Source organism: Streptomyces goshikiensis, assembly GCF_014650555.1.
GTDB lineage: Bacteria > Actinomycetota > Actinomycetes > Streptomycetales > Streptomycetaceae > Streptomyces > Streptomyces goshikiensis.
In genome coordinates, this window is the sequence record NZ_BMVE01000006.1 from 409,482 (window position 1) to 435,599 (window position 26,118).

Consider the following 26,118-nt stretch of genomic DNA (forward strand, 5'->3'; position numbering starts at 1 on the left):
TTGCATACTGAACAGGTCCTCGCGTCACGGCGCGGCTCGGCTAGGCTCGGTCCATCATGCGTTTCGGGCTGCTTCTCCTTAGCTGCCGCGGCGAGGGTCTGTAGTCGTAGGCCGACCCCCTCCCCGCGGAGTCTGGTGTTGCGGATTTACGACCGCCGTCGGCCGTCCCAGCGAACTACACTCGGACACGCGAGGAGCCCCACGCCATGAGTCAGCACACTTTCGCCGGCAGCCCCACGCCCATCACGAACGCGACCCACGCCCAGCGGCCCTCCGGGATGCCCATCCACAAGTACGGCTCGTACGAGCAGGTGGACATCCCCGACCGCACCTGGCCGGACGCCCGCGTCACCAAGGCTCCCCGCTGGCTCTCCACCGACCTGCGCGACGGCAACCAGTCGCTGATCGACCCGATGACCCCCGCCCGCAAGCGCGAGATGTTCGACCTGCTGGTGCGCATGGGCTACAAGGAGATCGAGGTCGGCTTCCCCTCCTCCGGCGAGACCGACTTCGCCTTCGTGCGCTCCATCATCGAAGAGGGCGCGATCCCGGACGACGTCACCATCTCCGTACTGACCCAGGCCCGCGAGGACCTGATCGAGCGGACCGTGGAGTCCCTGGTCGGCGCCAGGCGCGCCACCGTGCACCTGTACAACGCGACCGCTCCCACCTTCCGCCGCGTGGTCTTCCGCGGCTCCAAGGAGCAGATCAAGCAGATCGCCGTCGACGGCACCCGCCTGGTCATGGAGTACGCCGAGAAGCTGCTGGGCCCGGAGACCACCTTCGGCTACCAGTACAGCCCGGAGATCTTCACCGACACCGAGCTGGACTTCGCCCTGGAGGTCTGCGAGGCCGTCTGTGACGTCTGGCAGCCCTCCGAGGGCCGCGAGATCATCCTGAACCTGCCCGCCACCGTGGAGCGTTCGACGCCGTCCACGCACGCGGACCGCTTCGAGTGGATGGCCCGCAACCTGACCCGCCGCGAGCACATCTGCATCTCCGTCCACCCCCACAACGACCGCGGCACCGCCGTCGCCGCCGCCGAGCTGGCCCTGATGGCCGGCGCCGACCGCATCGAGGGCTGCCTGTTCGGGCAGGGCGAGCGCACCGGCAACGTGGACCTGATCACCCTGGGCATGAACCTGTTCTCGCAGGGCATCGACCCGCAGATCGACTTCTCGCAGATCGACGAGATCCGTCGCACCAGCGAGTACTGCAACCAGATGGAGGTCCACCCGCGCCACCCCTACGCGGGCGACCTGGTCTACACCGCCTTCTCCGGCTCCCACCAGGACGCCATCAAGAAGGGCTTCGACGCCATGGAGGCCGACGCGGCCGCCCAGGGCAAGACCGTCGACGACATCGAGTGGGCGGTCCCGTACCTGCCCATCGACCCCAAGGACGTCGGCCGCTCCTACGAGGCCGTCATCCGGGTCAACTCGCAGTCCGGCAAGGGCGGCATCGCGTACGTCCTGAAGAACGACCACAAGCTGGACCTGCCGCGCCGCATGCAGATCGAGTTCTCGCGGATCATCCAGGCCAAGACCGACACCGAGGGCGGCGAGGTCACGCCGAAGGCGATCTGGGACGTCTTCCGCGACGAGTACCTGCCCAACCCCGAGGACGCGGCGGCCCAGTGGGGCCGCATCCAGCTGCGCTCCGGTTCCACGGCCACCGACAAGGACGGTACGGACACGCTGACCGTCGAGGCGGTCGTGGACGGCGTCGACGCGGTCCTGAACGGCACCGGCAACGGTCCGATCTCGGCCTTCTTCGACGCGCTGGCGGGCATCGGCATCGACGCCCGCCTGCTGGACTACACCGAGCACACCATGAGCGAGGGCGCCTCCGCCGTGGCCGCCTCGTACATCGAGTGCGTGATCGACGGCCGCGTGCTGTGGGGCATCGGCATCGACGCCAACACCACCCGTGCCTCCCTGAAGGCGGTCATCTCCGCCGTCAACCGCGCGGGCCGCTGACCCGTCACCCCGTAGTGCCCCGGCCCCGCCCCTCCGCCCGGAGGGGCGGGGCCGCGCCGTTCGGCCGGGAAAGGGCGCCGGGAAGGCGGAGGCGGGCGGGGGCGCAGTTCGGCCAAGTCCCCCAGGTGGCGCAGGTTGTCTTGTCACACGGCTGACGGATCCTCACCGATGTGGCTAACATCACGCCAATCCGGCGATGTTGCCGGCAGGTGACGGAGGTGCGACGTGCTGCCAGTTCGGGGTGGGGACGGCCGGAAGCTGACGGTCTGGGGCGTCCGTACCACCTGGAGCACCGTGGATGACGGGGAGTTCTTCTGCCCCGACTGCGGCGGTGACCGCAACTACCGCCGGCGCACCGGGCGGCGCCGGTTCACCGTCCTCGGCGTTCCGCTGCTGCCGCGCGGGCAGGCCGGACCCGTCGTCGAATGCCAGGCCTGCCGGGAGCGCTTCGACACCGAGGTCCTGGACCACCTCACCACCCACCGGTTCTCGGCGCTGCTGCGCGACGCCGCGCACACCGTGGCGCTGGCCGTCCTGGCGGCGGGCGGGACGGCCTCGCGCAGCGCGCTGGAGGCCGCCGTGTCGGCCGTACGGTCGGCGGGCTTCCAGGACTGTACGGAGGAGCAGCTGGAGTCCCTCGTGGAGGCGCTGGCCACCGACGAGGGCCGGCTCGGCCTGTACGACGGCCCGGAGTGCTGCGGGGCCGCGCTGTCGATAGAGCTCCACGAGGCCCTGGAACCGCTGGCCCCGCACCTGGCCGGGCCCGGCCGGGAGGCGATCCTGCTCCAGGGCGCCCGGATCGCCCTCGCGGACGGCCCGTACATCCCGGCCGAGCGCGAGGTGCTCGCCACGGTGGGCGCGGCGCTGCGGATGACCCCGGACGAGGTGGCCCGCCTGCTCTCCGCCGTACGGGCCACCGGGGCGTAGCCGAGGGCCGCCGGTCCGTCGTTCGGCGGGCGCCGGGCCTGCCGGTGCGGCGATGAACCGGTGCGGCCCCGCCCGGCCGCCCGGTGGCCGCCCTCCCGCGGCCGTATACCGGCATGCCGTCCGGGCCGGGTAACGATCCGGCCTCGCGGGGCCTGAAACCGGCCTGCCCCGCCCTTCGCGCCGGGGTCGGAGGGGGTCGCTCCCGGCTGCGGCGATCCACCCCCCGGACGCCCTGAAGCGGCCGCCCCGACGGGCCGCGCCGAGCCCCGGCGAACCGCGTTCGCGCAGGCCGGGCGGTGGGCGCCGGGCAGGTACGGGGGCAGCGGCGCGGCCGTGTCCCGCGCGCGCCCCCATACGCTCCCCGGCGGCTCGGCCGCCATGGGGGAAACCTCCAACGCGGACATCGTCTGACGTCAACAGTTTGTAGAAGTCGACGATATCTGTGAGCACGCCCACAGGCGTTCAATTCCGGTCACACGACGAGACACCGGCGGAAACATTCCGGGGCTTCGATTCACGTGAACGCACTGACAACCCCGGCGGACCAACGGGACAGCGGCCCACTCCGTCCAGGGACAACCAGATTCCTCTCGATTACCTACCTCTTGAAGGGCAAGGCAGAGATGGCACGTGTCGCCGCCCGGCTTTCCGCCAGTGGAGAGCAGAGCACGCACCCGGTCGACGAGGTGCTCCCCCTCCCCAAGCTCGCGCTGTACGGCTTCCAGCACGTACTCGCCTTCTACGCCGGCGCGGTGATCGTCCCGATCATCGTGGGCGGCGCCCTCGGCCTCAGCACCGAGCAGCTGGTCTACCTGATCAACGCCGACCTGTTCACCTGCGGCATCGCCTCGATCCTGCAGGCCTGGGGCATCGGCCGGATCGGCGCCCGGCTGCCGCTGATCCAGGGCGTCACCTTCACCGCGGTGTCCCCGATGATCGCCATCGGCCTCGGGGCCGGCGGCGGGACGGCGGGCCTGCTCGTCATCTACGGCGCCGTCATCACCGCCGGCATCGCGACCTTCGCCTTCGCCTGGCTGCCCGCCAGGGCCTTCCGGACCATCATGCGGATCTTCCCGCCGGTCGTCACCGGCACGGTGATCACGGTGCTCGGCATCGTGCTGATACCCGTCGCGCTCAACGACGCGGCGGGCGGCCTCGGCAGCCCCGACTTCGGCGATCCGAAGAACTTCGCGTACGCGGGCGGCACCATGCTCTTCATCCTCGTCCTGATGAAGACGGGCCGGCCCTTCCTCTCCAGCATCGCGATCCTGCTGGGCCTGGTCGGCGGCACCGCCGTCGCGTTCCTGCTCGGTGACGCCAAGTTCGGCGGCGTGGGCAACGCGGACTGGGTCGGCGTCACCACTCCGTTCCACTACGGAGCCCCGAAGTTCGAGTGGTTCCCGATCCTGCTGATGCTCATCGTCATGCTGATCACGATGGTCGAGACGACCGGCGACACCTACGCCGTAGGCGACATCGTCGGCAAGGAGGTCGACAGCGAGACCGTGGCCCGCGCCCTGCGCGCCGACGGCGCCGCGACCGCACTCGGCGGCGTCCTGAACTCCTTCCCGTACGTGGCCTTCGCCGAGAACGTCGGCCTGGTCCGGATGACCAAGGTCAAGAGCCGGTTCGTGGTGGTCGCCGCGGGCGTCTTCATGATCGTCCTCGGCCTGCTCCCCAAGGCCGCCGCGATCGTCGCCGCCGTCCCGCACGGGGTCCTCGGCGGCGCCGCGACCGTGATGTTCGGCATGGTCGCCCTGGCCGGCATCCAGACCCTGGCCAAGGTGGACCTGAAGGAGGAGAAGAACGCCCTGGTCGTGGGCGTCTCGCTGGCCTTCGCCCTGCTCCCGGCCACCGTCCCGGTGTTCTTCAAGGAGCACCTGGACCCCGACCTGTCCTCGCTGCTCAACAGCGGTGTGACCCTCGGCGCCACGGCCGCGATCGTGCTGAACCTGATCTTCAACGGCCTCGGCGAGGACGACCCGCACGCCGTCGCGGAGGCAGCGGTGGCCGCCGTCCCCGCCCAGGCGGAAGCCCCGGCCGACCCGGCCCCGGCCGACCCGGAGAAGAGCGGGGCCGAGAAGAGCGGGGCCGCGAAGGCCGCCGACGGAGCGCCGGCGACTCCCTGACCCTCCCCGGCGGTGACGGCCCTCCGGTCCGGACCGGAGGGCCGTCACCGCGCCCGCACAGGCGACAATGGGCCCATGAGTCTGTTCCGCGACGACGGCATCGTGCTGCGCACCCAGAAGCTGGGTGAGGCGGACCGCATCATCACGCTCCTCACCCGGGGACACGGCCGGGTGCGGGCCGTCGCCCGCGGCGTCCGGCGTACGAAGTCCAAGTTCGGCGCCGGGCTGGAACCTTTCTCCCACGCCGACGTGCAGTTCTTCGCCCGGGGCAGCGAACTGATCGGCCGCAGCCTCCCGCTCTGCAACCAGACCCAGATCATCGCCCCGTACGGCAACGGCATCGTCACCGACTACGCCCGCTACACCGCCGGCACCGCGATGCTGGAGACCGCCGAGCGGTTCACCGAGAACGAGGGCGAGCCCGCCGTACAGCAGTACCTGCTGCTCGTCGGCGCGCTGCGCACCCTCTCGCGGGGCGAACACGAACCGCACCTGATCCTGGACGCCTTCCTGCTGCGCTCGCTCGCCGTCAACGGCTACGCGCCCAGCTTCGACGACTGCGCGAAATGCGGGATCCACGGCCCCAACCGGCACTTCTCGGTCGCCGCGGGCGGGGTCATATGCGGCGACTGCCGCGTCCCCGGCAGCGTCGTACCCTCGTCGGAGGCCATCGCCCTCCTCAGCGCCCTGCTGACGGGCGACTGGGGCCACGCGGACGCCTGCGAGGCGCGTCACGTGCGGGAGGGCAGCGGGCTGGTCTCGGCCTATTTGCACTGGCATCTGGAGCGCGGGCTACGCTCCCTGCGATACGTCGAGAAATAGGAGCTGGACACATGGCACGACGCGGGATTCTGGGACGCTCTCGACGGGAGTACAAGGTTCCCGAGCCGCACCCGTCCGGTGCGCGCCCGCCGAAGATCCCCGGTGAGCTGGTCCCGAACCACGTCGCCGTCGTCATGGACGGCAACGGCCGCTGGGCCAAGGAGCGCGGTCTGCCGCGCACCGAGGGCCACAAGGTCGGCGAGGGCGTCGTTCTCGACGTGCTCAAGGGCTGCCTGGAGATGGGCGTCAAGAACCTCTCCCTGTACGCCTTCTCGACGGAGAACTGGAAGCGCTCGCCCGACGAGGTCCGCTTCCTGATGAACTTCAACCGCGACGTCATCCGCCGCCGCCGCGACGAGATGAACGAGCTGGGCATCCGGATCCGCTGGGTCGGCCGCATGCCGAAGATGTGGAAGTCGGTCGTCCAGGAGCTCCAGGTCGCCCAGGAGCAGACCGTCGACAACGACGCGATGACCCTGTACTTCTGCGTCAACTACGGCGGCCGCGCCGAGATCGCGGACGCGGCTCAGGCGATCGCGCGCGACGTGGCGGCGGGCCGGCTGGACCCGTCGAAGGTCAACGAGAAGACCTTCGCGAAGTACATGTACTACCCGGACATGCCCGACGTTGACCTGTTCCTGCGGCCGAGCGGCGAGCAGCGCACCTCCAACTACCTGCTCTGGCAGAGCGCGTACGCCGAGATGGTCTTCCAGGACGTGCTGTGGCCGGACTTCGACCGCCGCAACCTCTGGCAGGCCTGCCTGGAGTACGCCCAGCGCGACCGCCGCTTCGGCGGCGCCGTCCCGAACCAGTCGGAGGGCTCCACGGGCTGACCGCCGGGCCCTGGGGGCGGCCGGGGCGACCGTACGGGCGGGCCTGGCCGTCCCGCCGCACCCCCGTGGATGGCCGCGGGCCGCCCCAGGGGACTGGAGCGGCTGCGCGGGCTCCTCGGCCGGAACCTGAACCGCGCCGGCTAGCCGGCGGCGGCGCAGTCGGCGCAGGTGCCGAAGATCTCCACCGTGTGGGCGACGTTCACGTAGCCGTGCTCGGCGGCGATGGACTCCGCCCACTTCTCCACCGCGGGACCCTCCACCTCGACGGCCTTGCCGCACTTGCGGCAGACCAGGTGGTGGTGGTGCTCCCCGGTGGAGCAGCGGCGGTAGACGGATTCGCCGTCGCTGGTCCGCAGCACGTCGACCTCGCCGGCGTCGGCGAGGGACTGGAGGGTGCGGTACACGGTGGTCAGGCCCACGGAGTCACCGCGGTGCTTGAGCATGTCGTGCAGCTCCTGGGCGCTGCGGAACTCGTCCACCTCGTCCAGCGCCGCGGCCACGGCGGCCCGCTGCCGAGTGGATCGTCCTCGTACTGGCGCGGTCTCGCCAGGCGCAGTCGCCACCGGTTCCTCCTCGTGTCGGTCTTGGCCCATTGTGCCAGGAGACCGATCGGGCCGAACTAGACCTTTACGTCGTCCCGGGTGCAGATCTGTTCGGCGGCGCGGGCCGCTCTGGCCCGGCGGCGGGCGAGCGGGGCCGAGACGCCGGTCATCACCATGAAGACGCCGATCGCGAGCAGCACGATGGTGCCGCCGGACGGGGCGTCGATGTAGTAGGTCGCGACGGTGCCGGACAGGGACACCAGCACGCCGATGACCATGGCCGTCGTCAGGGTGGCGGTGAACCCGCGGGTGACGCGCTGGGCGGCGGCGACGGGGATCACCATCATCGCGCTGACCAGCAGCAGGCCGACGATCCGCATCGCCACGGTGACGGTGACGGCGGCGGTGACCGCGATCAGCAGGTTCAGGAAGCGCACCGGCAGGCCGGTGACGCGGGCGAACTCCTCGTCCTGGCAGATCGCGAACAGCTGGCGGCGCAGGCCCAGGGTGACGGCGATGACGAACGCCGCGAGGATCACCACGGCCGTGACGTCCTCGGCCGAGACGGTGGTGATGGAGCCGAAGAGGTAGCTGGTCAGGTTGGCGGTGGAGCCGCCCGGGGCCAGGTTGATGATCATGACGCCGCCGGCCAGGCCGCCGTAGAAGAGCATGGCGAGCGCGATGTCGCCGCTGGTCTTGCCGCGGGAGCGGATCAGCTCCATGCCGACCGCGCCGACGACTGCGACCAGCGTCGCCATCCACACCGGGCTCGTGTTGAGCAGGAAGCCGAGGGCGACACCGGTCATGGCCACGTGGCCGATGCCGTCGCCCATGACGGCCTGGCGGCGCTGGACGAGGTACGTGCCGATCGCGGGGGCGGTCACGCCGACGAGCACGGCCGCGAGCAGGGCCCGCTGCATGAAGGCGTAGTTCAGGAGTTCCATCAGCTCAGCAGTCCCGTCCGCAGGGGCTCGGCGTCGTGCGCCGCGTGGGGGTGTACGTGGTCGTGGCCGGGCAGGGCGTGCTGTCCCACGGCCTCCGGCGGCGGGCCGTCGTGGACGACGCAGCCGTCGCGCAGTACGACGGCCCGGTCGATCAGCGGCTCCAGCGGGCCCAGCTCGTGCAGGACGAGCAGGACGGTCGAGCCGGCGGCCACCTGCTCGCGCAGGGCCCCGGCGAGGACCTCCTGGTTGGCCAGGTCCACGCCGGCCATCGGCTCGTCCATGATCAGGAGTTCGGGTTCGACGGCGAGGGCCCGGGCGATCAGCACGCGCTGGTGCTGGCCGCCGGAGAGGGCGTTGACCGAGGCGTCGGCGTACCCGCCCATGTCCACCAGGTCCAGCGCGCGCGTGACGGCGGCGCGGTCGGCCTTGCGCGGTATCCCGAAGCGGGAGCGGGCCAGCCGGCCGGAGGAGACGACCTCGCGGACGGTGGCCGGGACCCCGCTGGCGGCGGTGGTGCGCTGCGGGACGTACCCGATGCGCGACCAGTCGCGGAAGCGCTTGAAGTCGGTGCCGAACAGGGAGAGCGTGCCGTCGGTCAGCGGGACCTGGCCGACCACGGCGCGGACGGCTGTGGACTTCCCGGAGCCGTTGGCGCCGAGCAGGGCGACCACCTCGCCGCGGTGGACGCTCAGGTCGACTCCGCGCAGCACGGGGCGCGAGCCGAGCGAGGCCGTGGCCCCGCGCAGGGATATGACGGGCTGCTCGGCCGCCTTCGCGGCTGTCGCGGTCTCCATGGCTCGCGCCTCCGTTGTCGATGCTGCTGCCGTCACTTGGTGCCGAGCGCCTTCTGCAGGTTCTTCAGGTTGGACCGCATGACCTCGAAGTAGTCGGCGCCCTGGGACTTGTCGGTGATGCCTTCGAGCGGGTCGAGGACATCGGTTTTCAGGCCCGTGTCGGACGCGAGGCTCTTGGCCGTCTTGTCGCTGGCCAGCGTCTCGAAGAACACGGTGGAGACATTCTCCTTCTTCGCGACGGCCTGGAGATCCTTCATCCGGGCCGGGCTCGGCTCGGACTCGGGGTCGACGCCGGAGATGCCCTCCTGGTCGAGGCCGTAGCGCTCGGCGAGGTAGCCGAAGGCGGCGTGGGTGGTGATGAAGGTGCGGGTGGCCGTGTTCTTCAGGCCGTCCTCGAACTCGGTGTTCAGCGCGGTCAGCCGGGCCACGAGCTCTTCGGTGTTCTTGCGGTAGTCCGCCGCGTGGCCGGGGTCGGCCTTCTCCAGGGCCGCGCCGACGCCCTTGGCGACCTCGGCGTACTTCACCGGGTCGAGCCAGACGTGCGGGTCCTCGGCGGCCTCGCCGTGGCTGTGGCCGTGCTCGTCGCCGTGGCCCTCCTCGGGGTGGTCCGCGTCGGCCCCGTGGCCGTGGTCGTGGCCGGAGGTGCCGTGCACCTCCAGCGGGGTGAGGGTGGCGGCGTCGACGACGTTCTTCACGCCGGACTGGGCGACGGCCTTGTCGACGGCGGGCTGGAGGGACTTGAGGTAGAGCACCACGTCGGCCTCGCCCAGCAGGCCGGTCTGCTTCGGGGTGATCTCCAGGTCGTGCGGTTCGACACCCGGCTTGGTCAGGGTGGCGACCTTCACGTGGTCCTTGCCGATCCGCTCGGCGAGGAACTGCAGCGGGTAGAACGAGGCCATCACATCGAGCTTGCCGTCCGCGCCGCCGCCGCTGGCGGCTCCGGCTCCGGCGCAGGCGGTGAGGGTCGTCGCGCCGAGGGCGACGGCTCCGGCGAGGGCGGCGGCGGGTATGAGGCGTCGTACGTTCATGACATCCATTTTCATCAAAGATGGAAACGATTGTCAAAAACCCTGGTGGACGGGCGGGCGTAGGGTCGTGGAAGGGGAACCGATTTGAAAGGGAGGGTGCGGGCGCCGGTAACCTGAGGCATTCGCCGTTCGTCCTCGTAATGAAGAGAGCACCGTGGCCGCCGACAAGATCGAAACCATCGTCAGCCTGAGCAAGCGCCGTGGCTTCGTTTTCCCGTGCAGTGAGATCTACGGCGGCTCCAGGGCTGCCTGGGATTACGGCCCGCTCGGTGTCGAGCTGAAGGAGAACATCAAGCGCCAGTGGTGGAAGGCCATGGTCACCGGCCGTGAGGACATCGTCGGCCTCGACTCCTCCGTGATCCTGGCCCCCGAGGTCTGGCAGGCCTCCGGTCACGTCGCGACCTTCTCGGACCCGCTGACCGAGTGCACCTCCTGCCACAAGCGCCACCGCGCGGACCACCTGGAAGAGGCGTACGAGGCCAAGCACGGCCGTCTGCCCGCCAATGGCCTCGCCGACATCAACTGCCCCAACTGTGGTGTGAAGGGCCAGTTCACCGAGCCCAAGCAGTTCTCCGGCATGCTGGAGACCCACCTCGGCCCGACCCAGGACACCGGCTCGAAGGCGTACCTGCGCCCCGAGACCGCCCAGGGCATCTTCACCAACTTCGCCCAGGTCCAGACCACTTCGCGCAAGAAGCCCCCGTTCGGCATCGCGCAGATGGGCAAGTCCTTCCGGAACGAGATCACTCCGGGCAACTTCATCTTCCGCACCCGCGAGTTCGAGCAGATGGAGATGGAGTTCTTCGTCAAGCCGGGCGAGGACGAGCAGTGGCAGGAGTACTGGATGGCCGAGCGGTGGAACTGGTACCGCGACCTCGGCATCCGCGAGGAGAACATCCGCTGGTACGAGCACCCGAAGGAGAAGCTGTCCCACTACTCGAAGCGCACCGCCGACATCGAGTACCGCTTCAACTTCGGTGGCAATGAGTTCTCCGAGCTCGAAGGCGTCGCCAACCGCACCGACTTCGACCTCAAGGCCCACTCCGCCGCCTCCGGCCAGGACCTCACGTACTTCGACCAGGAGGCCGGCGAGCGCTACACGCCGTACGTCATCGAGCCGGCGGCCGGTGTCAACCGCGCCATGCTCGCCTTCATGCTCGACGCGTACAACGAGGACGAGGCCCCGAACGCCAAGGGCGTCATGGAGAAGCGCACCGTGATGCGCCTCGACCCGCGCCTGGCCCCGATCAAGGTCGCCGTCCTGCCGCTGTCCCGCAACCCGCAGCTGTCGCCGAAGGCCAAGGGCCTCGCCGCCGACCTGCGCAAGAACTGGAACATCGAGTTCGATGACGCGGGCGCCATCGGCCGCCGCTACCGCCGCCAGGACGAGATCGGTACGCCGTTCTGCGTCACCGTCGACTTCGACACCCTGGACGACAACGCGGTGACCGTGCGCGAGCGCGACACCATGAAGCAGGAGCGCGTCTCCCTGGACCAGATCCAGAGCTACCTCGGCAGCCGTCTGCTCGGCTGCTAGGTTCGCCCGCCGAACGACCGGTGGCCCGGTGCGCACTGCGCACCGGGCCACCGGTCGTCTGCCGTCTGCCGTCCGCCGGCTTCCGCGCCTACGAGGCCGTGGCCCCGGCCCCGCTCGCCCGCGCCTGCGCCTCGGCCTTGGCGTCGGCCTCGGCGGCGCGACGCTCGCCCTCGCGCTGCGAGCGCTTCCCGTAGAGCGCGGTCCACACGCCCAGCATGCCGAGCACCGCGTAGACCATGATCGGGCTGATGATCACCATCGTGTCGGTGGGCAGCGTGTACGCCAGGACGATCCGCAGCGCGGACTCGGCGAGATAGGTCACGCCCCAGACCGTCGTCATGACGGTCATCGTCCGCCGGAAGCCCTCGAACTCCCACAGGCCGTTCCACCAGGCGGTGCTCTCTGGGGTGCCGTCGGTGGCGAACTTGCGGCCGAAGTAGAACATCAGCGGACGCCGCGCGAGCAGGGTGGCGAGACAGAGCGCCCCGAACAGCCCGGTCACCCCCGAGTCCTTGATCAGCAGGGCCCGGGCCGAGTGCGCCCCGATCAGCGAGACGACGGCCGTGATCGCCAGGAACACCATGGTGACGACGGCGAACTCGTCGACCTTGCGGCGCCAGGCCACGCTGATGGCGGTGTCGAGCACCGGCCAGGCGCTGCTGACCAGCAGCGCGCCGAACTCGCTCCAGCCGTGGTCGCGCAACTGGTTGTACGTGATGATCGGCGCGACCACGTTGAGGCCGATGGTCAGGATCCAGCCGAGCGCGGCGGCTTTGCCGGAGCGGGCCGGCGACGCGGGCTGCTCGACCCGGGTCTGTTGATCGGACATGGTTCCCCCTGTGAAGTGCCTGATGAATGGAGCTGGGGGGAACCTAAAACAGGAGTGTGGCCCGCGACAGGACCCCCGGCTCAAATGATCACCAAGGTGTCCGGAATTACGCACTCCGGTACCGCGGTGGCCGGATCAGGCCCGCAGGCCGCGGATCACGAGGGCGGTGACCGCCTCGAACTCCGTGACGATGGTGGGCGAGAGCCAGTCCGCAGCGTACTGCGGATCATGGAACCGGCCGGTGGCATCGAACACCGCGCGCGCGGCGGCCGGTACGTCGGGGGCGGCCAGCGAGCCGGCGGCGACACCGTCGGCGATGATCCGGGCCAACTGGTCGATCAGCTCGGACAGATGCTGGTCCACCACCCCGCTGTTCTCGGCCAGCAGCACCGTGTACGTCGCGAACAGCTCCGGATCGGCGCCCGCCTTGCGGCGCTTGGCCTCGAACAGCGCCTCCAGCCAGGACTCCAGCTTGGAGGGAGCCGTCCCGCCCGGGGCCGAGGCGATCTCCTCCAGGACGACCACGCTCTTGGTGAGCCAGCGCTCCGTGACGGCCTCGCGCAGCGCCGCCTTGGACGGGAAGTGCCGGTACACGCTGCCGTGGCTGACGCCGAGGGCCCGGGCCACGTCCACCACGGTCGCCTTGGCCGGGCCGAAGCGGCGCAGCACCTCCTCGGTGGTTTCGAGGATGCGCTCGGGCGTCAGGGGTTCGGCGGCAGCGGGTGGCATGGGTACGACCGTACCGCCCGGTCAGCGCTCACTGTCGAGGTGGGCCATCTGCTCCGCCGCATACCGGTCGCCGGCCGCGGACCCGGCCGGAACCGCCTCCTCGATCGCCGCCAGATCGGCAGCGGACAGCCGCACCTCCATGGCACCCAGTGCCTCGCTCAGCCGGTCCCGGCGCCGGGCCCCCACCAGCGGCACGATGTCCTCGCCCCGCGAGAGCACCCAGGCGATGGCGGCCTGCGCGACGCTCACGCCCCTGCCCTCGGCGACCTTGCGCAGCGCCTCGACCAGATCGAGGTTCCGGTCCAGGTTCTCCCCCTGGAAGCGCGGGCTCATCCCGCGGAAGTCGCCCGGGGCCAGCGCGCGGTCACGGCTGAAGTGGCCGCTGATCAAGCCTCTGGACAGCACCCCGTACGCCGTGATCCCGATGCCGAGCTCCCGCGCCGTCGGCAGGATCTCCTCCTCGATGCCGCGGGAGACCAGGGAGTACTCGATCTGGAGGTCGGAGATCGGAGCCACGGCCGCGGCCCGGCGCAGGGTGTCCGCGCCGACCTCGGAGAGGCCGATGTGCCGGACGTGCCCCGCCTGGACGGCCTCGGCGATGGCGCCGACGGTCTCCTCGATCGGCACATCCGGGTCCACGCGGGCGATCCGGTAGATGTCGATGTGGTCCCGGCCGAGCCGCTGGAGCGAGTAGGCCAGGAAGTTCTTCACGGCCGCGGGCCGGCCGTCGTACCCGGTGAACCCGCCCTCCACCGTGCGCAGCGCGCCGAACTTGACGCTGGTGAGCGCCTGCTCGCGGGCCGCCGCGGGCGCGCTGCGCAGCGCTTCGCCGATCAGCAGCTCGTTGTGGCCCATGCCGTAGAAGTCGCCCGTGTCCAGCAGCGTGACCCCGGCGTCCAGCGCGGCGTGGATCGTGGCGATCGACTCCGCCCGGTCGGCCTCCCCGTACAGGGCGGACATGCCCATGCAGCCGAGGCCGACCGGGAAGACGGCGGGGCCGGTGGTGCCGAGCGCGCGCCGCGGGGGAGTCGTGTGCGTGAGGGAGTTCTCGTTCGTCGTCATGGAACGAGAATGGCATGACGAGTGACAGATTTCAATATCTGTCACTCGTCAGGGTCAGGCGGCGACCCGCAGGGCCAGCGCCGCCACCGCCATCAGGGCGAGCACGGCCGCGGGGGCGAGGTCGAAGTCCTTCACGCGCAGGTGGCTGATGACCGCGCCGACGAAGTAGAGGCTCACGCCGATGGCGGCGGCCACGCCCAGCGGAGCCGCCCACAGTCCCGCGAGGAGGCCCACCGCGCCGGCGGCCTTCAGGGCGGCCAGTCTCGGCAGCCAGGAGTCGGGGACCTGGACCTTGCGCATGTTGGCCACGATCTGGTCGTTGCCCTGGAGCGTGAGGGTGGCGGACGCGGCGAGGGTGAGGGCGAGCAGGGTGGCGACGGCGGCGTAGGCGATGAACATGATGATCTCCAATGGTCGAAACTCTAGAACCATTGAATAGCATCAACGATCGATTGATCGCAATCATTCGTCGACTGCTACGGTGTGGTACATGACGGCAGCACAGGAAGCGACGGCGGCCACGCAGGACTCCCCGCACCCGCCGCAGCGGCTGGGCATGCTGCTGGCGTGGCACGGATCGGTCACCCAGACCCGCATGAGGAAGGCCCTCGGCGCGGCCGGGCTCACCCCCCGGCACGCCATGACGCTCATGCACCTGGAGGGCGGCCCCATCGGCCAGCGGGCGCTCGCCGAGCGGCTGGAGGTGGACCCGAGCGTGCTCGTCGGACTCCTCAACGACCTGGAGCGCGACGGCCTCGTCGAGCGCCGCCGCGACCCCGCCGACCGCCGCCGCCACAACGTGGTCATCACCGACGCCGGCTCCGCCGTGCTCGCCAGGACCAACGCGGCGCTCGACGAGGTGGAACTCGGCCTGTTCGCCGGGCTCTCCGAGCAGGACCGCGACGTACTGCGCGGCCTGCTGGCCCGGATCGACTCGCACTCCGACGATTTCGACTGCCAGGAGTAGCCGCGAGCGGCCCCCCGGGCCCAGGTACGCGACCGCCCCGGCGCGCGGTCTGCGCGCCGGGGGCCGGGGCGTGAGCGGGACGGGTTCCGGTTCCGGGACCGGGGGCGGAGCCACCGCGGCCGAACGCAGCCCGCAGCCCGTCAGGAGTGCGGCGGCGCCCCGGCCGGGGCCCGGTCCGCGTGCGGCGGCTCCAGGGTCCGGGCGGTCCGTTCGGCCGTCGCCATCGCCCACGGCCCGCTGCTCACGGCGCCCACGACCAGCACGAACGCCCCGCAGAGCGTGATGATCCACCAGGCCGGCCCGGTTGCCGACTCGAAGTCGCGGCCGCCCGCCATCCCGGCCGCCAGCACCGCGCCGATCACCGCGACGCCCAGCGTGCTGCCGGTCTGCCGGCTCGTGGAGGCCACGGCGGCCGCGACGCCCGCCTGCGAGCGCGGCATCCCGGACACCGCCGTGTTGGTGATCGGTGCGTTGACCATGCCGAAGCCCAGCCCGAAGAGCACGTACCCGGTGAACATCAGCGAGGTGGAGGTCTCGGCGGAGAACGCCGCGAACAGCAGCCCGCTCACCGCCATGGCCACGCCCGCGATCAGCAGCGGCAGCCTCGGCCCCCGGGCGGCGACCAGCCGGCCCGCCACCGGGGCGGCCAGGATGGTGCACGCCGCCATCGGGAGCATGTAGAGCCCGGCGTCCAGGGCGTCCAGCCCCCGCACGTCCTGGAGGTACAGGGTGTTCAGGAAGAGGAACCCGGCCATCCCCGAGAAGGCGGAGACCGCCATCACCGTGGCGCCGCTGAAGGGGACGCTCCGGAAGAACCGGGGGTCGATCAGCGGCTCCGTCCGCCTCTGTTCGTACGCCACCAGTCCCACCAGCGAGGCGACGGCGACCGCGCCGCAGCCGAGGATCAGCCCGGAGCTCCAGCCCGCCGCCGGGCCCTCGATGATCCCGTACGTCACCGAGCCCAGCAGTGCCATGACCAGCAGCTGCCCCACCGGGTCCGGGCGGCGGGGCCGCTCCGCCCGGGACTCGGGGATCCAGCGCAGGGTCAGGGCGAGGGCGAACAGCCCGACCGGGACGTTGATCCAGAAGATCGACCGCCAGCCGACCGAATCGGTCAGCACGCCGCCGATCAGCGGCCCGGCGGCCATGGAGATGCCGGCCACCGCACCCCAGATGCCGATGGCGCGGGCCCGCTCGGCGGGCTCGGTGAAGGTGTTGGTGATGATCGACATGGCGACCGGGTTGAGCATGGCGCCCCCGACCGCCTGGACCGTCCGGAAGACGATCAGCCACCCCAGGCTGGGCGCCACCGAGCAGAGCAGCGACCCGAGGACGAAGACGGTGAGGCCGATGGTGAACACCTTGCGGCGCCCGATCCGGTCCGCCGTCGAGCCCATCAGTATCAGCAGCGAGGCCAGCACCAGGGTGTAGGCGTCGATGGTCCACTGCATCCCGGCGACCGAGGCGTGCAGCTCGCGCCGCATGGAGGGGAGCGCGACGTTCAGGACGGTGTTGTCGAGACTGACGATGAGCAGGCTCATGCAGCAGATCGCCAGGACGAGCAGGCGCCGCCGGTGGCTCAAGTCGGACATGGAGCCGATAGTACGGCTAACTAACGACCCTGGCATGCGCGACAATGGGGGGATGACCACGCTCCCTCCGCCTCTCGCGATCGGCCCGCACACCGTGCAGCCCCCGGTGGTGCTCGCGCCGATGGCAGGCATCACCAATGCCCCGTTCCGTACCCTTTGCCGTGAATTCAGCGGCGGCAAGGGGCTGTTCGTGAGCGAGATGATCACGACCCGCGCCCTGGTCGAGCGCAACGAGAAGACCATGCAGCTGATCCACTTCGACGCGACCGAGAAGCCCCGCTCGATTCAGCTGTACGGAGTAGACCCGGCGACCGTCGGCAAGGCGGTCCGCATGATCGTCGAAGAGGACCGGGCCGACCACATCGACCTGAACTTCGGCTGCCCGGTCCCCAAGGTGACCCGCAAGGGCGGCGGCTCGGCCCTCCCGTACAAGCGGAACCTGCTGCGGGCCATCCTGCGCGAGGCCGTCGCGGGCGCCGGCGACCTGCCGGTGACGATGAAGATGCGCAAGGGCATCAACGACGATCACCTCACGTACCTGGACGCGGGCCGGATCGCCGTCGAGGAGGGCGTCACCGCCATCGCCCTGCACGGGCGCACCACCGCCCAGCACTACGGCGGCACCGCCGACTGGGAGGCCATCGCGCGGCTCAAGGAGCACGTGCCGGAGATCCCCGTGCTCGGCAACGGCGACATCTGGTGCGCCGAGGACGCGCTGCGGATGGTCCGCGAGACCGGCTGTGACGGCGTGGTCGTCGGCCGTGGCTGCCTGGGGCGGCCGTGGCTGTTCAACGACCTGGTGGCGGCCTTCGAGGGACGCCCCGAGGACTTCCACAAGCCGACCCTGCGCGAGGTCGCCGCGACCATGCACCGGCACGCCCAGCTGCTGGGGGAGTGGATCGGCGACGAGGCGCGCGGGGTGATCGACTTCCGTAAGCACGTGGCCTGGTACCTCAAGGGCTTCTCGGTCGGGTCCGAGATGCGCAAGAAGCTCGCCGTCACTTCGTCACTGTCCGAGCTGGACGCTCATCTGAGCGAGCTCGACCTGGACCAGCCCTGGCCCGACAGCGCGGACGGCCCGCGCGGCCGGACGTCCGGAAACAACCGGGTTGTCCTGCCGGAGGGCTGGTTGAAGGATCCGTACGACTGCGCCGGGGTGAGCGAGGACGCCGAGCTGGACACGTCCGGAGGCTGACATTTCGCCCTCGCGGTAGCGTGATATACGCCACGCATGGGTGGGGTTGCGCTCAGATGAGCATGGAAATCTCGGATATGACTTCCAAAGGGTGGCACTGGGTGCCACCCTTTGTGCGTTCAAGACTTGAACGCAAACGGATCGATGATCGCTCATCCGAGTGTGAACAAGCCTCAATAGCCCCTTCCGTCTTCGGGAAGTGAACGCCTTTCGTACGATCGGGCTACCCATCAGTCACTTTCGATCTGCTGGCGCACGGGTGGTTACGGCCGTATGACGACCAAGTGGACGTACCCAGACGCCTTCGATCTGGGTATGTTCCTGGCCGTCAGGGCAGCCACCCGAGTCCTCGAGGAGTCGAGACCCGTGTCGGAAAACAAAGATCAGAAGTTCGTCTACGACTTCACCGAGGGGAACCGGGACCTCAAGGACCTTCTCGGCGGCAAGGGAGCCAACCTCGCCGAGATGACCAACCTGGGTCTTCCCGTCCCTCCCGGCTTCACCATCACCACCGAGGCCTGCAAGGTCTACCTCGAAAGCGGTGAGGCCCCGGCCGCGCTGCGCGACGAGGTCAGCGCCCACCTTGCCGCCCTCGAAGCGACGATGGGCAAGAAGCTCGGCCAGTCGGACGACCCGCTGCTGGTCTCCGTACGCTCCGGCGCCAAGTTCTCCATGCCCGGCATGATGGACACGGTCCTCAACATCGGCCTGTCCGACGAGTCGGTCAAGGGCCTCACGGCCCAGTCCGGTGACGAGCGCTTCGCCTGGGACTCGTACCGCCGCCTGATCCAGATGTTCGGCAAGACCGTCCTCGACGTCGAGGGCGAGCTCTTCGAGGACGCCCTCGACGAGGCCAAGGCCGCCAAGAAGGTCACCGTCGACACCGACCTCGACGCCGCCGACCTGAAGAAGCTGGTCAAGGCCTTCAAGAAGATCGTCGCGAAGGAGGCCGGCCGCGAGTTCCCGCAGGACGCCCGCGAGCAGATGGACCTCGCCGTCGAGGCGGTCTTCAACTCCTGGAACACCGACCGCGCCAAGCTCTACCGGCGCCAGGAGCGCATCCCGAGCGACCTGGGCACCGCGGTCAACATCTGCTCCATGGTCTTCGGCAACCTCGGCCCCGACTCCGGCACCGGCGTCGCCTTCACCCGCGACCCTGCCAGCGGCCACCAGGGCGTCTACGGCGACTACCTCCAGAACGCCCAGGGCGAGGACGTGGTCGCGGGCATCCGCAACACCGTCCCGCTCGCCGATCTGGAGCAGATCGACAAGAAGTCGTACGACCAGCTCATGACGATCATGACGACGCTGGAGACCCACTACAAGGATCTCTGCGACATCGAGTTCACCATCGAGCGCGGTCAGCTGTGGATGCTGCAGACCCGCGTCGGCAAGCGCACCGCGGGCGCCGCCTTCCGCATCGCCACCCAGCTCGTGGACCAGGGCCTCATCGACGAGGCCGAGGCACTCCAGCGCGTCAACGGCGCCCAGCTGGCGCAGCTGATGTTCCCGCGCTTCGACGAGGACGCCAAGACCGAGCTGCTCGGCCGCGGCATCGCCGCCTCCCCGGGCGCGGCCGTCGGCAAGGCCGTCTTCGACTCGTACACCGCCGTCAAGTGGTCCCGGTCCGGCGAGAAGGTCATCCTGATCCGCCGCGAGACCAACCCGGACGACCTGGACGGCATGATCGCCTCCGAGGGCATCCTGACCTCCCGCGGCGGCAAGACCTCGCACGCCGCCGTGGTGGCCCGCGGCATGGGCAAGACCTGTGTCTGCGGCGCCGAGGACCTGGAGGTCGACACCAAGCGCCGCCGGATGACGGTCGGCGGCACGGTCGTCGAGGAGGGCGACGTCGTCTCCATCGACGGCTCCACCGGCAAGGTCTACCTCGGTGAGGTACCCGTCGTACCCTCCCCGGTCGTCGAGTACTTCGAGGGCCGCACGCACGCCGGCGCCGACGACGCCGACGAGCTCGTCGCCGCCGTGCACCGGATCATGGCCTACGCGGACCGCGTGCGGCGCCTGCGCGTCCGCGCCAACGCCGACAACGCCGAGGACGCGTCGCGCGCCCGCCGGTTCGGCGCCCAGGGCATCGGCCTGTGCCGCACCGAGCACATGTTCCTCGGTGAGCGCCGCGAGCTGGTCGAGCACCTGATCCTCGCGGACACCGACAAGGAGCGGGAGGAGGCACTGAGTGCCCTCCTGCCGCTGCAGAAGAAGGACTTCGTCGAGCTGTTCGAGGCGATGGACGGGCTGCCCGTCACCGTTCGCCTCCTCGACCCGCCGCTGCACGAGTTCCTGCCCGACATCACCGAGCTGTCGGTGCGCGTCGCCCTCGCCGAGTCCCGCAAGGACGCCAACGAGAACGACCTGCGCCTGCTCCAGGCCGTGCACAAGCTGCACGAGCAGAACCCGATGCTGGGTCTGCGCGGTGTCCGCCTGGGCCTGGTCATCCCGGGTCTGTTCAAGATGCAGGTCCGGGCGATTGCCGAGGCCGCCGCCGAGCGCAAGAACGCCAAGGGCGACCCGCGGGCTGAGATCATGGTCCCGCTCGTGGGCACCGTCCAGGAGCTGGAGATCGTCCGCGAGGAGGCCGACCAGGTCATCGCCGAGGTCGAGGCCGCCACCGGCACCAGCCTCAAGCTGTCCATCGGCACGATGATCGAGCTGCCCCGCGCCGCCCTGACCGCCGGCCAGATCGCCGAGGCCGCGCAGTTCTTCTCCTTCGGCACGAACGACCTGACCCAGACGGTGTGGGGCTTCTCCCGCGACGACGTCGAGGCCAGCTTCTTCACCGCGTACCTGGAGAAGGGCATCTTCGGGGTCTCCCCGTTCGAGACCATCGACAAGGACGGCGTCGGCGCGCTGGTCCGCAGCGCGGTCCAGGCCGGCCGGGCCACCCGCCCCGACCTCAAGCTCGGCATCTGCGGCGAGCACGGCGGTGACCCCGAGTCCGTCCACTTCTTCCACGAGGTCGGCCTCGACTACGTCTCCTGCTCGCCGTTCCGGATCCCGGTGGCGCGTCTGGAGGCCGGCCGCGCGGCCGCCGAGTCGAAGGGCTCCGACAGCCGCTGAGCCGAAGGGCTCCGGCGCGCTCGCCGGGCCCCCCTTGACGCGGCCCTCGGGCCGCTGCCGGGCCGTCGCACGAACGGCGGCCCGGCCCCAGGACCGTTATTCGGTCCCCCTGACCGCGCCTGCCCCGGGATCCCTGACCACCGGTGGCGGGCGCGGTCTTGTTTGTGCGACGCGCATTCAACAAATCTTTACGGCAAGGCGGTGGACGGATCCCCACCCGTCCACCGCCTGCCGCCAATCCGCCAAGCACGTCGGCGCTTCCCGGTGCGACCGACCGCCAGGCCCCGCAAAGCCCCCCACGGCCTTCGCGGAGCGTTTCGGTCGCGCCGGAGTGTGCCTGGCGGAGTACAGGATTTCGGTTGTCACGCCCCTGCCGAAAGGGGTTTCAACTGTGGCCGAAAGGGCGTGGTGACAACGTGTGACGGCATGCATACTCATGGGGCGGGGGGATTGCGGTTGCACAGGTGGGGGTTCGGTGCTTCGTATCCATTTCACTGGAGTGGACCTGGCACGCGTACGGATGGCAGGGCGTCCCGATGCGTTGTGGGAAACGATTCTTAGTTTTCACCGTTTAAGAGACCGGCGCGATGCCCGGTTGTTCGGTGAATGGCGTACTGAAGCCCGGAGCCGGTTGAATAGTGAAACACGTCTGCTCGGAGCGCTCATACCGAGTCGGGGCTATTTCCCGGATTTCCTGACTCCGGTCGAGGGCCAGTACGGGTGGGACGTGGCCCTCGACGCGCTGCGCGGGATCCGCCCCGACCGGCTGCGGCAGGAGCTGACGCTGCTCGGTGCCGGGACGGCGCCGTCGTCGCCCCGCATACGGGAGTTCCTGGATGCCGGGACCCAGCACCTGCCACGGCTGCTGGGCGAGCTGCGCGGGTACCACCGCGCCGCCGTGGAGCCGTACTGGACCCACATCCAGGCCCAGATCGAGGCCGAGCGGGCCGCGCGGGGCCGGGCCCTGCTGGACGGCGGCGCGGACGAGCTGCTGGCCTCGCTGCCGCCGATGCTGCGCTGGCGGGCACCGGTGCTGGAGTGCGACTACCCGGTGGACCGGGACGTACGGCTGCGGGGGCGCGGGCTGCTGCTCCAGCCGTCGTTCTTCTGCCGGCGCACGGCGGTGACGCTGCACGACCCGGAGCTGCCGCCGGTGCTGGTCTACCCGGCGGCGGCGCAGCTGGCATCGGCCCCGGCCGGGTGCGAGGGCGGCGCCGGGCGGCCCGTGGAGGAGCAGCGCCAGCGCACCCTGGGCAAACTCGTCGGGCACACCCGGTCGGTGGTGCTGCGGGCCATCGGCGACGGCGCCACCACCAGCGAGCTGGCCCGCCGGGCCGGGGTCTCGCTGGCCTCGGCGAGCCAGCACGCCTGTGTGATGCGGGAGGCGGGGCTGGTGACCACCCTGCGCCGGGGGAACGCCGTGCTGCACACGGTGACCCCGCTGGGGGCCGCGCTGCTCAAGGGCGGCGCGGTCGCATCCTAGGGAGCCGCGCGGGCTCCCGGGCCCCGTGGGGCGGGAGCGCGGCGGGCGGAGGGCCCCAGGGGGTCCTCCGCCCGGCGGCGACCGCTCCGAAAGAATCCCGGAAAAGTTCTCCGGGCAGCGATGAGTTCTTCCGGAGCCCCCGGTCTACCCCTCGAACGACACGCGAGAGACGCGAAGCCCGAGAGAAGAGAGACCGAGATGTCCGCCACCATGATCTTCGTCAACCTGCCGGTCAAGGACCTCGACGCCAGCAAGGCCTTCTGGGGCAAGCTCGGCTACTCCTTCAACGCCCAGTTCACCGACGAGAACTGCGCCTCGATGGTCATCAGCGACACCATCGTCGCGATGCTGCTGACCGAGGCCCGGTTCAAGGACTTCACCCACAAGGCCATCACCGACACCTCCACCAGCACCGAGGCGCTGCTCTGTCTGAGCTCCGAGAGCCGCACCGCCGTCGACGAGCTCGTCGACGCGGCCGTCGGCGCCGGCGCCACCGAGCCGCGCCCCGCCCAGGACTACGGCACCATGTACGGCCGCGCCTTCGAGGACCTCGACGGCCACACCTGGGAGATCATGTGGATGGACCCGGCCATGATCGAGAGCTGAGCCCCCGAGCCCTCTTGGCCCCCCGAGCCCCCTGAGCGCCCCGAGACCCCTGGGCCTCAGCGGGCGGCGGAGGTCGCGGCGGTCCGTACCGGGTAGGTCCGGACCGCCACCTCGTCGTGGTCCAGGCAGCGCCCCGACTCCAGGTCGAAGCGCTGCTTCAGGAGCGGGGAGGCCACGAAGGCCCGCCCCGCCACCGTCCCCACGAGCCCCCGCGAGAGCACCTGGGCCCCCGTGAAGGGGTCCTGGTTGGCGATGGCGTACGGGCGCCCCGCGCGGTCGACGAAGACCGCGGCCTGGCTCCCGTCGGGCAGCAGGGCCGCCACCCCGCGTCCGGGGATGAGCGCCGACAGCTCGCACACCGTCAGCCAGCCTTCGGACACACGCAGTTCCACGGTCATCGGGGGCCTCCCACGGGAAGAAGGGTCAGGGCGGTCAGGTCGGGCTTGACCTGATCGCGCTCGGGAACGAACCTCACGGTCGGATCGGGGGCGCCGGGCGCGTTGACGAACGACACGAACCGGCGCAGCCGCTCCGGGTCCTGGAGCGTTTCGGCCCATTCGTCGCGGTAGTGCGCCACGTGATCGGCCATCAGCGACTCCAGCTCCGCGCACAGCCCCAGCGAGTCGCGCACGATCACGTCCCGCAGGTGCTCCAGGCCGCCCTCCAGCCGGTCCAGCCAGGTGGAGGTCCGCTCCAGCTGCTCGGCGGTGCGGATGTAGAACATCAGGAACCGGTCGAGGAGCCGGACCAGCTCGGCGTCCGACAGGTCCTGGGCGAGCAGATCGGCGTGGCGCGGGGTGGCCCCGCCGTTGCCGCCGACGTACAGGTTCCAGCCGCTCGCCGTCGCGATGACCCCGAAGTCCTTGCTCTGCGCCTCCGCGCACTCGCGGGCGCAGCCGGACACCGCCGACTTGAGCTTGTGCGGGGCGCGCAGGCCCCGGTAGCGCAGCTCCAGGTCGATGGCCATCCGCACGCTGTCCTGGACCCCGAAGCGGCACCAGGTCTGCCCGACGCAGGACTTCACCGTCCGCAGCGCCTTCCCGTACGCGTGCCCGGACTCGAACCCTGCGTCGACGAGCCGCGCCCAGATGCGGGGGAGCTGCTCCACGCCGGCGCCGAACAGGTCGATGCGCTGCCCGCCGGTGATCTTCGCGTAGAGGCCGAAGTCGCGGGCCACCTCGCCGATCACGATCAGCTTGTCCGGGGTGATCTCGCCGCCGGGGATGCGGGGGACGACCGAGTACGAGCCGTTGCGCTGGAGGTTGGCGAGGAAGTGGTCGTTGGTGTCCTGGAGGGCGGCCTGCTCCCCGTCCAGGACGTAGCCGCTCGCGCCGAGCGTGGGCGCCAGCGAGGCGATGATCGAGCCGACGGCCGGCTTGCAGACCTCGCAGCCCTCGCCGCCGCGCGCCTCCGGGCGGCCGTGGCCGTCGAGGAGCCGCTCGTACGAGGTGAGGCGGCGGGTGCGGACGATCTCGTAGAGCTCGGAGCGGCTGAAGGGGAAGCAGCGGCACAGCCCCTTGTCGGCGGCGCTCGGCAGCAGCCGGCCGATCACCTTGACGCAGCTGCCGCAGCCGGTGCCGGCATTGGTGCACTTCTTGACCTCGGCGAGGTCGGCGCAGGCGGTGATGGCCTTCTTGGTGACGTTGTGGCAGGAGCAGATCACCGCGGTGTCGGGGAGCGCCGACGGGCCGAGCGTGACGGGCGCGCCGAGGCCGGCGGGGAGCACCAGCTGTTCGGGCGCGACGGGCGGGACGCTGCCGGTGAGCGGGCGCAGCAGCCCGTACGAGTCGGCGTCGCCGACCAGGACGCCGCCGAGGAGGACGCCCTCGGGGGAGACGACCAGCTTCTTGTAGACGCCGGAGCGGGAGTCCGAGTAGACGACGGCCAGGCTGCCGGAGGCCGCGCCGTGGGCGTCGCCGAAGGAGGCCACGTCCACGCCGAGCAGTTTGAGCTTGGTGGAGAGGTCGGCCCCGGTGAACTCCTTGGCGCGGCCGAGCAGGTCCTCGGCGGCGGTCTCGGCCATCTCGTAGCCGGGGGCGACCAGGCCGTAGACGCGGCCGTCGGCGGCGAGGGCGCATTCGCCGATCGCGTAGACGCGCGGGTCGGAGGTGCGGCAGCGGGCGTCGATGCCGATGCCGCCGCGTTCGCCGACAGTGAGGCCCGCGGCGCGGGCGAGCTGGTCGCGGGGGCGGACGCCGGCGGAGAAGACCACGAGGTCGGTGGCGACGGTGGAGCCGTCGGAGAGCCGCATGCCGGCGACCGAGCCGTCCTCGCCGGTGAGGATCTCCTGGGTGCCGACCCCCGTGTGGACGGTGAGCCCCATGTTCTCGATGGTGCGTAGCAGGGCCGTGCCGCCGCCCTCGTCGATCTGGACGGGCATCAGGCGCGGGGCGAACTCGACGATGCGGGTGGTGAGTCCGAGGCCCTGGAGGGCGCCCGCGGCCTCCAGGCCGAGGAGGCCGCCGCCGACCACGGAGCCGCTGGTGCGGGTCCTCGCGTACTCCTCGATCTCCAGGAGGTCCTCGATGGTGCGGTAGACGAAGCAGCCGGGAGCGTCCTTGCCGGGGACGGGCGGGACGAAGGGGTGGCTGCCGGTCGCGAGGACGAGCACGTCGTACGGGAACACCCGGCCCGAGCGGGAGGTGACGGTGCGGGCCTCGCGGTCGACGGCCTCGGCGGGGTCGCCGAGGTGCAGCTCGATGCCGTGCTCCGCCATGAACCCGGGCGGGGTCAGCGACAGGTCCTCGGGCGTGCTGCCGGAGAAGTACGAGGTCAGGTGGACGCGGTCGTAGGCGGGCCGGGGCTCCTCGCAGAGCACGGTGATCCGGTGCGTGGCGGTCGCACCGCGCTCGGCGAGGGCCTCCAGGTAGCGCTGGCCGACCATGCCGTGGCCGATGAGCACGATGGCGGGAGTGGGCGTGGCTGCGGCCATGATCAGGAGCCTCCTGCGGTAGGTGCGGCGGGCGCGGCCCGCGGGTGCCGCGGGACCGGCGCCGGCCACGGCCGCACCCGGGTTCCGAGGGCATGGCACGAGCGTGCGCCGCC

Annotated in this window: 22 protein-coding genes; 11 read left to right on the forward strand and 11 right to left on the reverse strand. The window is 70.7% G+C overall.

Annotated elements, in window-relative coordinates:
• The first annotated feature begins 206 nt into the window (after positions 1 to 206).
• From leuA to IE248_RS20565, 5 genes are all read left to right on the forward strand, one after another.
• Complete coding sequence (leuA, locus tag IE248_RS20545; protein ID WP_190031338.1) at positions 207 to 1,979, forward strand: 2-isopropylmalate synthase; 1,773 nt, start codon at positions 207 to 209, stop codon at positions 1,977 to 1,979.
• Positions 1,980 to 2,204: 225 nt separating this feature from the next.
• Complete coding sequence (locus IE248_RS20550; RefSeq protein ID WP_190031339.1) at positions 2,205 to 2,906, forward strand: TerB family tellurite resistance protein; 702 nt, start codon at positions 2,205 to 2,207, stop codon at positions 2,904 to 2,906.
• Between the two features lie 623 nt (positions 2,907 to 3,529).
• Entirely contained in the window at positions 3,530 to 5,035 is a 1,506-nt protein-coding gene (locus IE248_RS20555; protein WP_229895420.1) for a nucleobase:cation symporter-2 family protein, read from the forward strand.
• Positions 5,036 to 5,110: 75 nt separating this feature from the next.
• Positions 5,111 to 5,857, forward strand: a complete 747-nt coding sequence (gene recO / locus IE248_RS20560; RefSeq protein WP_190031340.1) for a DNA repair protein RecO — start codon at positions 5,111 to 5,113, stop codon at positions 5,855 to 5,857.
• A gap of 11 nt (positions 5,858 to 5,868) precedes the next feature.
• Positions 5,869 to 6,690: an isoprenyl transferase gene (locus IE248_RS20565; protein WP_008739301.1), complete on the forward strand. Its 822-nt coding sequence runs from the start codon at positions 5,869 to 5,871 to the stop codon at positions 6,688 to 6,690.
• Between the two features lie 140 nt (positions 6,691 to 6,830).
• On the opposite strand, the gene IE248_RS20570 is transcribed toward IE248_RS20565, so the two are convergent.
• From IE248_RS20570 to IE248_RS20585, 4 genes are read right to left on the reverse strand one after another with little or no spacing between them, the layout of a single operon-like run.
• Positions 6,831 to 7,253 (reverse strand): Fur family transcriptional regulator, encoded by a 423-nt coding sequence (locus tag IE248_RS20570; RefSeq protein ID WP_008739300.1) that lies wholly within the window; start codon positions 7,251 to 7,253, stop codon positions 6,831 to 6,833.
• Between the two features lie 56 nt (positions 7,254 to 7,309).
• The gene (locus IE248_RS20575; RefSeq protein WP_037791778.1) at positions 7,310 to 8,176 is read right to left on the reverse strand and encodes a metal ABC transporter permease; all 867 of its coding nucleotides are present in this window, start codon (positions 8,174 to 8,176) and stop codon (positions 7,310 to 7,312) included.
• Positions 8,176 to 8,970 carry a metal ABC transporter ATP-binding protein gene (locus tag IE248_RS20580; RefSeq protein WP_073799482.1) on the reverse strand — a complete coding sequence of 265 codons (795 nt, stop codon included), beginning with the start codon at positions 8,968 to 8,970 and terminating at the stop codon, positions 8,176 to 8,178. Before IE248_RS20580 ends, IE248_RS20575 begins: the two co-directional genes overlap by 1 nt.
• A gap of 32 nt (positions 8,971 to 9,002) precedes the next feature.
• On the reverse strand, positions 9,003 to 9,998 hold the full coding sequence (locus tag IE248_RS20585; RefSeq protein WP_190031341.1) for a metal ABC transporter substrate-binding protein: 996 nt from the start codon (positions 9,996 to 9,998) through the stop codon (positions 9,003 to 9,005).
• Between the two features lie 154 nt (positions 9,999 to 10,152).
• On the opposite strand from IE248_RS20585, the gene IE248_RS20590 reads away from it, so the two are divergent.
• Positions 10,153 to 11,535, forward strand: coding sequence for a glycine--tRNA ligase (locus IE248_RS20590; protein WP_073799484.1), 1,383 nt, complete (start codon positions 10,153 to 10,155; stop codon positions 11,533 to 11,535).
• A gap of 88 nt (positions 11,536 to 11,623) precedes the next feature.
• On the opposite strand, the gene IE248_RS20595 is transcribed toward IE248_RS20590, so the two are convergent.
• From IE248_RS20595 to IE248_RS20610, 4 genes are all read right to left on the reverse strand, one after another.
• On the reverse strand, positions 11,624 to 12,364 hold the full coding sequence (locus tag IE248_RS20595) for a VC0807 family protein (protein WP_190031342.1): 741 nt from the start codon (positions 12,362 to 12,364) through the stop codon (positions 11,624 to 11,626).
• A gap of 135 nt (positions 12,365 to 12,499) precedes the next feature.
• Positions 12,500 to 13,093: a TetR/AcrR family transcriptional regulator gene (locus IE248_RS20600; protein WP_008739292.1), complete on the reverse strand. Its 594-nt coding sequence runs from the start codon at positions 13,091 to 13,093 to the stop codon at positions 12,500 to 12,502.
• Between the two features lie 21 nt (positions 13,094 to 13,114).
• Positions 13,115 to 14,155 carry an aldo/keto reductase gene (locus IE248_RS20605; RefSeq protein ID WP_190031343.1) on the reverse strand — a complete coding sequence of 347 codons (1,041 nt, stop codon included), beginning with the start codon at positions 14,153 to 14,155 and terminating at the stop codon, positions 13,115 to 13,117.
• A 54-nt stretch (positions 14,156 to 14,209) separates the two neighbouring features.
• Complete coding sequence (locus IE248_RS20610) at positions 14,210 to 14,566, reverse strand: DoxX family protein (protein ID WP_229895421.1); 357 nt, start codon at positions 14,564 to 14,566, stop codon at positions 14,210 to 14,212.
• 79 nt (positions 14,567 to 14,645) lie between these two features.
• Here IE248_RS20610 and IE248_RS20615 point away from each other — a divergent pair, with 79 nt between their 5' ends.
• Entirely contained in the window at positions 14,646 to 15,122 is a 477-nt protein-coding gene (locus tag IE248_RS20615; RefSeq protein WP_073799487.1) for a MarR family winged helix-turn-helix transcriptional regulator, read from the forward strand.
• Positions 15,123 to 15,262: 140 nt separating this feature from the next.
• Here the strand turns inward: IE248_RS20615 and IE248_RS20620 are convergent, their stop codons facing one another.
• Positions 15,263 to 16,714, reverse strand: coding sequence for an MFS transporter (locus IE248_RS20620; protein ID WP_190031345.1), 1,452 nt, complete (start codon positions 16,712 to 16,714; stop codon positions 15,263 to 15,265).
• 34 nt (positions 16,715 to 16,748) lie between these two features.
• Between IE248_RS20620 and dusB the strand changes: the two genes are divergently transcribed.
• From dusB to IE248_RS20640, 4 genes are all read left to right on the forward strand, one after another.
• Positions 16,749 to 17,909, forward strand: coding sequence for a tRNA dihydrouridine synthase DusB (dusB, locus tag IE248_RS20625; RefSeq protein ID WP_073773397.1), 1,161 nt, complete (start codon positions 16,749 to 16,751; stop codon positions 17,907 to 17,909).
• A gap of 366 nt (positions 17,910 to 18,275) precedes the next feature.
• Positions 18,276 to 20,984, forward strand: a complete 2,709-nt coding sequence (ppdK, locus tag IE248_RS20630) for a pyruvate, phosphate dikinase (RefSeq protein ID WP_100583500.1) — start codon at positions 18,276 to 18,278, stop codon at positions 20,982 to 20,984.
• Between the two features lie 475 nt (positions 20,985 to 21,459).
• On the forward strand, positions 21,460 to 22,467 hold the full coding sequence (locus IE248_RS20635) for an ArsR/SmtB family transcription factor (RefSeq protein ID WP_073773395.1): 1,008 nt from the start codon (positions 21,460 to 21,462) through the stop codon (positions 22,465 to 22,467).
• A 198-nt stretch (positions 22,468 to 22,665) separates the two neighbouring features.
• Positions 22,666 to 23,073, forward strand: coding sequence for a VOC family protein (locus IE248_RS20640; RefSeq protein WP_008739268.1), 408 nt, complete (start codon positions 22,666 to 22,668; stop codon positions 23,071 to 23,073).
• Positions 23,074 to 23,129: 56 nt separating this feature from the next.
• On the opposite strand, the gene nirD is transcribed toward IE248_RS20640, so the two are convergent.
• Entirely contained in the window at positions 23,130 to 23,471 is a 342-nt protein-coding gene (gene nirD / locus IE248_RS20645; protein WP_073799489.1) for a nitrite reductase small subunit NirD, read from the reverse strand.
• Positions 23,468 to 26,005: a nitrite reductase large subunit NirB gene (gene nirB, locus IE248_RS20650; RefSeq protein WP_190031346.1), complete on the reverse strand. Its 2,538-nt coding sequence runs from the start codon at positions 26,003 to 26,005 to the stop codon at positions 23,468 to 23,470. Before nirB ends, nirD begins: the two co-directional genes overlap by 4 nt.
• Between the last annotated feature and the right edge of the window lie 113 nt (positions 26,006 to 26,118).